This is a genomic window from Vibrio fujianensis, from assembly GCF_002749895.1.
Lineage (GTDB): Bacteria > Pseudomonadota > Gammaproteobacteria > Enterobacterales > Vibrionaceae > Vibrio > Vibrio fujianensis.
On the sequence record NZ_NBUS01000054.1, the window covers coordinates 769,445 to 774,691 of the forward strand.

Annotated in this window: 5 protein-coding genes; 2 read left to right on the plus strand and 3 right to left on the minus strand. The window is 44.6% G+C overall.

What is annotated here, in order from left to right; all coding sequences use genetic code 11:
- Positions 1 to 189: carbohydrate porin (locus B7C60_RS19880; RefSeq protein WP_245869634.1), on the plus strand; the 189-nt coding region annotated here is incomplete at its 5' end.
- 82 nt (positions 190 to 271) lie between these two features.
- Here B7C60_RS19880 and B7C60_RS16660 read toward each other — a convergent pair.
- The gene (locus B7C60_RS16660) at positions 272 to 1,903 is read right to left on the minus strand and encodes a glycoside hydrolase family 32 protein (RefSeq protein WP_099612608.1); all 1,632 of its coding nucleotides are present in this window, start codon (positions 1,901 to 1,903) and stop codon (positions 272 to 274) included.
- Positions 1,904 to 2,085: 182 nt separating this feature from the next.
- A complete protein-coding gene (locus B7C60_RS16665; RefSeq protein ID WP_099612609.1) occupies positions 2,086 to 3,072 on the minus strand; it encodes a LacI family DNA-binding transcriptional regulator in 987 nt (328 codons plus the stop codon).
- Positions 3,073 to 3,325: 253 nt separating this feature from the next.
- Here B7C60_RS16665 and B7C60_RS16670 point away from each other — a divergent pair, with 253 nt between their 5' ends.
- Positions 3,326 to 4,765, plus strand: coding sequence for a sucrose-specific PTS transporter subunit IIBC (locus tag B7C60_RS16670; RefSeq protein WP_099612610.1), 1,440 nt, complete (start codon positions 3,326 to 3,328; stop codon positions 4,763 to 4,765).
- A gap of 51 nt (positions 4,766 to 4,816) precedes the next feature.
- Here the strand turns inward: B7C60_RS16670 and B7C60_RS19885 are convergent.
- On the minus strand, positions 4,817 to 5,247 hold a 431-nt coding region (locus tag B7C60_RS19885; RefSeq protein ID WP_425445518.1), incomplete at its 5' end, for a sensor histidine kinase.

Below are 5,247 nucleotides of genomic sequence, written 5' to 3' on the forward strand. Positions count from 1 at the left end.
TTAGCGCCAACCTTAAAGTTATCGACCGCATCCGGCTTTTTTGATCGCCCAGAGCTGCGTTTTGCTGTTAGCTATGTGGATTGGAGCCGAGATTTAGATAACTACGCCATTAGCCTTGCCAATGATGCCAGTACAATGGGTAAAGGTGGTGAAACGATGTTTGCTCTCCAAATGGAAACGTGGTTTTAATAGCTCAAGACTTTAAGCATGACAAAGGCCCCTCACAGGATGTGAGGGGCCTTTATATTAAAAAGGTTATTTTAGGTTCACATTAGTAAGGGGCAAAGCCACCGTTCATTGCGCTTAATTGTGCAAATTGTGCACTAACTTCAGCGCCAATCAACGAAATACGGGTAGCATCCATCGCCGTGAAAACACGCCCGGTCATCACCTGTTCCCCTTGGTTAATAAAGATTTCTAATGAGGAATGATCAGCTAAAATCTGCAAATGGACTTCTTCTGACTCTAAAGCGAGTTCACGGACAGTATCTCCTTGACGAATCTCCGTTTGGCTACGATCAAAACGAAGCACCTTGCTGTCAGCATCAAAGGACAACACCACTTTATGCTGCGCATTTTCCATTAAATGTAACTCACCGCCCAACGGTAGGTTCAGGATCAATTCGAAGCTTTTTGTCGCCACATCAACCCCTCGTTCATTTAATGTCAGGGTTTGAACGTTTCTCCGTAACAGCTCAAGCTCAGCAACAGGACGTTGAATGACTTTTCCTTGCTGCCAGCTCAGCTCGCGCAATGCTGTAAATTGGTGTATCCAGCCATTGTCACAGCTTGGGTGATCTATCTCATCAGGGAGCCCCATCCAGCCGCAGAGCACACGTCGTCCATCAGGAGTTTGAGCCGTTTGTGGGGCGTAAAAATCAAACCCTGCATCCAACTGCCAACCTTGTAGAAAATGAAAGTGCCCTTGTTCATCCTGCTCTACAGTAAAGATTCGGTTTTGGTGCTCAATCGTATGATGAGGATTTTCAGAGCGAATCCCTTGAGGGCCAAAAACAATGAAGGCTTGCTCTTCGAGTTCAAACCAATCCGGACATTCCCACATATACCCATAAGGGGCTAATTCTTCACCGTATAAGCGATCAAATTGCCAATCTTGTAAGTTGGGAGAATGGTAAACCGCCAATCGCCCCTGTAATGTCTCGGTCTGCGCACCAAGTAACATCTGCCAACGCCCTTGTTGATACACCACTTTAGGATCACGAATATGCTCAGTAACACCATCTGGTAAAGAGCGAATAACGGGGCCTAGCTTAGTGAAACCGCCTTCAGAGTTAGCTTTGGCAACGCACTGCATGGTCTGCCGTTGTCTATCATGCCCTAATCGTGTATTTCCGGTATAAAACAACCACAGATCGTCACCATCACTAACAGCATGACCAGAAAAAACCCCATGGCTATCAAACCAATCCGATGGCGTCAGGGCAATCGACTGCCATTGCCAATGGATTAAATCTTGGCTTTTAAGCAATACCCAATATTTATCTTTATGCTCACAAGCAAAGGGATGCCACTGATAAAATAGATAATATTCCCCTTGATGGTAAATAAACCCATTTGGATCATTCAATAAACCTTGTGGTGGAGAAATATGCCATTGAGGGCGATAGGGGCATGAAGTGGGCTGAAGGTAAACCGACGCCTGTTCACGTTGCTGCTCTGCTATCTGACGGCCAACCGTCGCTAAGTGTTCATCCGTGATGGTTTCATCACGTACCATCGAAAGTTGCCATTCACCTAGAACCGACTCAGCAACAATGTGATCGGGCAAAAGTTTCACACGCTGAGCATCATGCACAGCAACCGTGATCCGCCCTTTTGGAGCGAGAATACGTAGTATATTGGTGATACCACCAGCGAGATCAATCAACGAATCAAGAGACATATGCTTACCTAACCATTAAATTCGGGAACGTTCCAAAAGTATAAAACATCACTCAACTAGGCAAGTTTTTCCGTCGTATAACCAAGTATAGGATAGTTGAATGTGAAGCAGAGCACAGAAACCTCTCTTTGATTGTCAGGATAATTCGCTATCTTGACAACAATGCGAGTGGATGCGACTCATCAACAAGTTTGACGATCAATGTTTTGGAAAGTTAGCACCACTTTGCTCATCTCTAACCCTTGCCCAGAAATACGCTCCAACAGCATTTTCGCCGCATTTTCTCCTGCTTTATCAAAAGCATAGTTAAAGGTAGATAAACTAGGATTACTCACATAGGCCAGCTCATCGTTCCCAACCCCTAGCACTTTTACTTGCTGACCCACGGCAATCCCCTGCTCTTGTAATGCTTTAATCGCTCCTACCGCTAGCCGGTCGGTCGCACAAAATAGCCCATCCAAGTGTGGATAAGCGGCGATTTGCTGCTTAGCTAAGCGATAGCCCGACTCAATCGAAAAGTCACCCCGAACATGAAACAATAACTCTTGTTGATGCAAAGCCAGTGATTGTTCAAGCCCTTGAGAACGTAAAACATCTACCGCCACATCATCACTTTGCACCCCAATAAAGCCGATATTTTGACAACCGGCGGCGACTAAGCGATTACCGGCCTCAAAACCAACACGTTGATCATCATGAACGACACTAGGAATATTATACAGTGAACCATCTTGACCAATTAAGACCACGGGCACCGGTGACTGTTGAATCGCTTTGATCAAAGCGGTATCAAGGTGGGTTGCATAAAAAACAATACCTTCGACGCGTTTTTGATTAAAGATTTGAATATATTCGAGTTCCTTGGCATGCACTTGATGAGTATTAGCCAGTAAAACATGCTTACCCGCCTGCTCAAAAATGGCAGTTAATCCATCCACACCTTGCGCTGTGGCATGGGAAGAGACGCGAGGAACAATCACTCCGATCAGATTGGTTTTTTGTGATTTCAGATCTTTCGCCACTTGATTGACCACATAACCACAATCAGAAACCGCCTTTAATACTTTGATTTTTGTGGACTCTTTGACACCATATTCATTATTGATCACCCGAGATACCGTAGATTTAGATACCCCGGCTAAGCGGGCAACATCATGTAAACTTGCCATTGCGATTCTTTTCCATCATCAGTTTGGGATTGATTGCAAAATTACTTGATAACCATTTTGCTGATAGCGTGATTCTACCCTTGTTTTATGCATTGTTGCTTAAGCTTTTAGCGATCTTCTTCACATATTTTTTGATTTTATTTTGACCATCACAGATTTATTGACAAGAATTAACATTGCAAACGTTCCCGAAATTAAAATTAGCCAAACGAAAGACTATCATACAGACAAGTAACAAGAACCGGGGTGAGTTATGGACTATCCAGTCATAGCAAAACAACTTATGGAACACTTGGGTGGTAAAACAAACATCCAAGCGCTCGCACACTGTGCAACTCGATTACGCCTAGCCGTCAAAGACGAGTCTTTGATTAATGAACAAGCCATTGAAGAACTTGATGGTGTAAAAGGTCAATTTAAAGTCGCAGGTCAATATCAAATTATATTTGGATCTGGCGTCGTTAACCAAGTCTATGCCGAAATGGCAAAACTAACAGGCTTAGCTGAAATGTCCACTAATGATGTGGCTTCAGCCGGTGCGCAAAAACAAAATATAGTACAACGGGCAGTCAAAGGGTTATCGGATATTTTCGTGCCCATTATTCCGGCGATTGTCGCCGGTGGCTTACTGATGGGGTTATATAACGTCCTGACGGCTACAGGATTATTTATCGATGGGAAATCATTAATCGATGCCAATCCGGGCTTGGCTGATTTAGCCAGCATGATCAATACCTTTGCTAATGCTCCTTTTGTTTATTTGCCCGTTCTGTTGGCTTTCTCTGCTTCACGAAAATTTGGCGGTAACCCGTTCCTGGGTGCCGCTCTCGGGATGTTGATGGTACACCCCGACTTACTCAATGGCTGGGGATTTGGCAGTGCTTCCGTTTCTGGTGACATTCCAGTTTGGAACATCCTTGGCTTAGAAATTCAAAAAGTTGGTTATCAAGGTTCGGTTCTGCCTGTTTTAGTCGCGGCCTTTATTCTAGCTAAAATTGAAAATGGTCTGCGCCGTATCGTTCCATCGGTCTTGGACAACTTATTAACGCCGATGCTGGCGATTTTTATCACCGGTTTCCTGACCTTTACGGTGGTTGGCCCTCTTACTCGTGATGTTGGCTTCCTATTGGGTGATGGACTGAACTGGTTGTATGAATCCGCTGGCTTTATCGGTGGCGCACTCTTTGGCTTTATTTATGCGCCATTTGTCATCACAGGCATGCACCACAGTTTTATCGCGATTGAAACCCAACTGCTGGCAGATATTGCCGTAACTGGGGGGACGTTCATCTTCCCAATAGCAGCGATGTCAAACGTAGCTCAAGGGGCCGCCGCTCTTGCGGTAGGCCTCACCACTAAAGAAATAAAAATGAAGGGTATTGCGATTCCTTCCGGTATCACCGCGTTACTCGGTATTACTGAACCCGCAATGTTTGGGGTTAACTTAAAACTGCGTTATCCTTTTATTGCTGCGATTTGTGGTGCCGCGATTGCCAGTGCCTTTATCACCCTATTCACCGTTAAAGCACACGCACTGGGTGCCGCCGGGTTGCCAGGCATTATCTCTATCAGCCCAGATAAAATTGGTTACTATGTGGTCGGTATGATCATCGCGTTTATCGCCTCTTTTGGTCTTACTCTACTGCTTAGTATGCGTGAAAAAGCGAAACTGGGTGCTCAAGCCAACGCGTAATACGTCCCCCTATAGCGTTTACGCCTTACCCGCTCTAAAGAGCGGGTATTTTTATGGCTTCAAAAAATGAATAGTGACATCTCGCCCATGTGAATATTTCACCGTTTCACACCGCCAGTGATACTGCTTAATAATTCGGTTAGTGAGTTCTAATCCGAGGCCAAACCCTAAATCTTCTATTTTTTTGGAGCGGCTATCTTCTCGATTTGAAATCAAAACCTGAGCGTCCTCTTGGCGAATCACCACTTTTCCACATTGGGTATGCTGATATGCATTTCTAATTAAATTACTCAGTACAATTCGGTATAACGTTGCAGGAAGCCGATAAGATTGATGATGTATATTCACCTCTAGCTGCACTTTTTTATTATCAAGCAAATAGCTAAGCTCTTGGCAGATCTGTTCAATTGAGCTTCCTAAGTCAACCTCCACCAGAGGGAGCTCTGTTTCTTTTCCTCGGTTGAGCCACAATAAAGTTTCAC

Coding starts and splice junctions, on each gene's coding strand:
- B7C60_RS16660 (WP_099612608.1), bottom strand. CDS start 1,903: ATGTCTCTTGATTCGTTGATTGATCTCGCTGGTGGTATCACCAATATA.
- B7C60_RS16665 (WP_099612609.1), bottom strand. CDS start 3,072: ATGGCAAGTTTACATGATGTTGCCCGCTTAGCCGGGGTATCTAAATCT.
- B7C60_RS16670 (WP_099612610.1), top strand. CDS start 3,326: ATGGACTATCCAGTCATAGCAAAACAACTTATGGAACACTTGGGTGGT.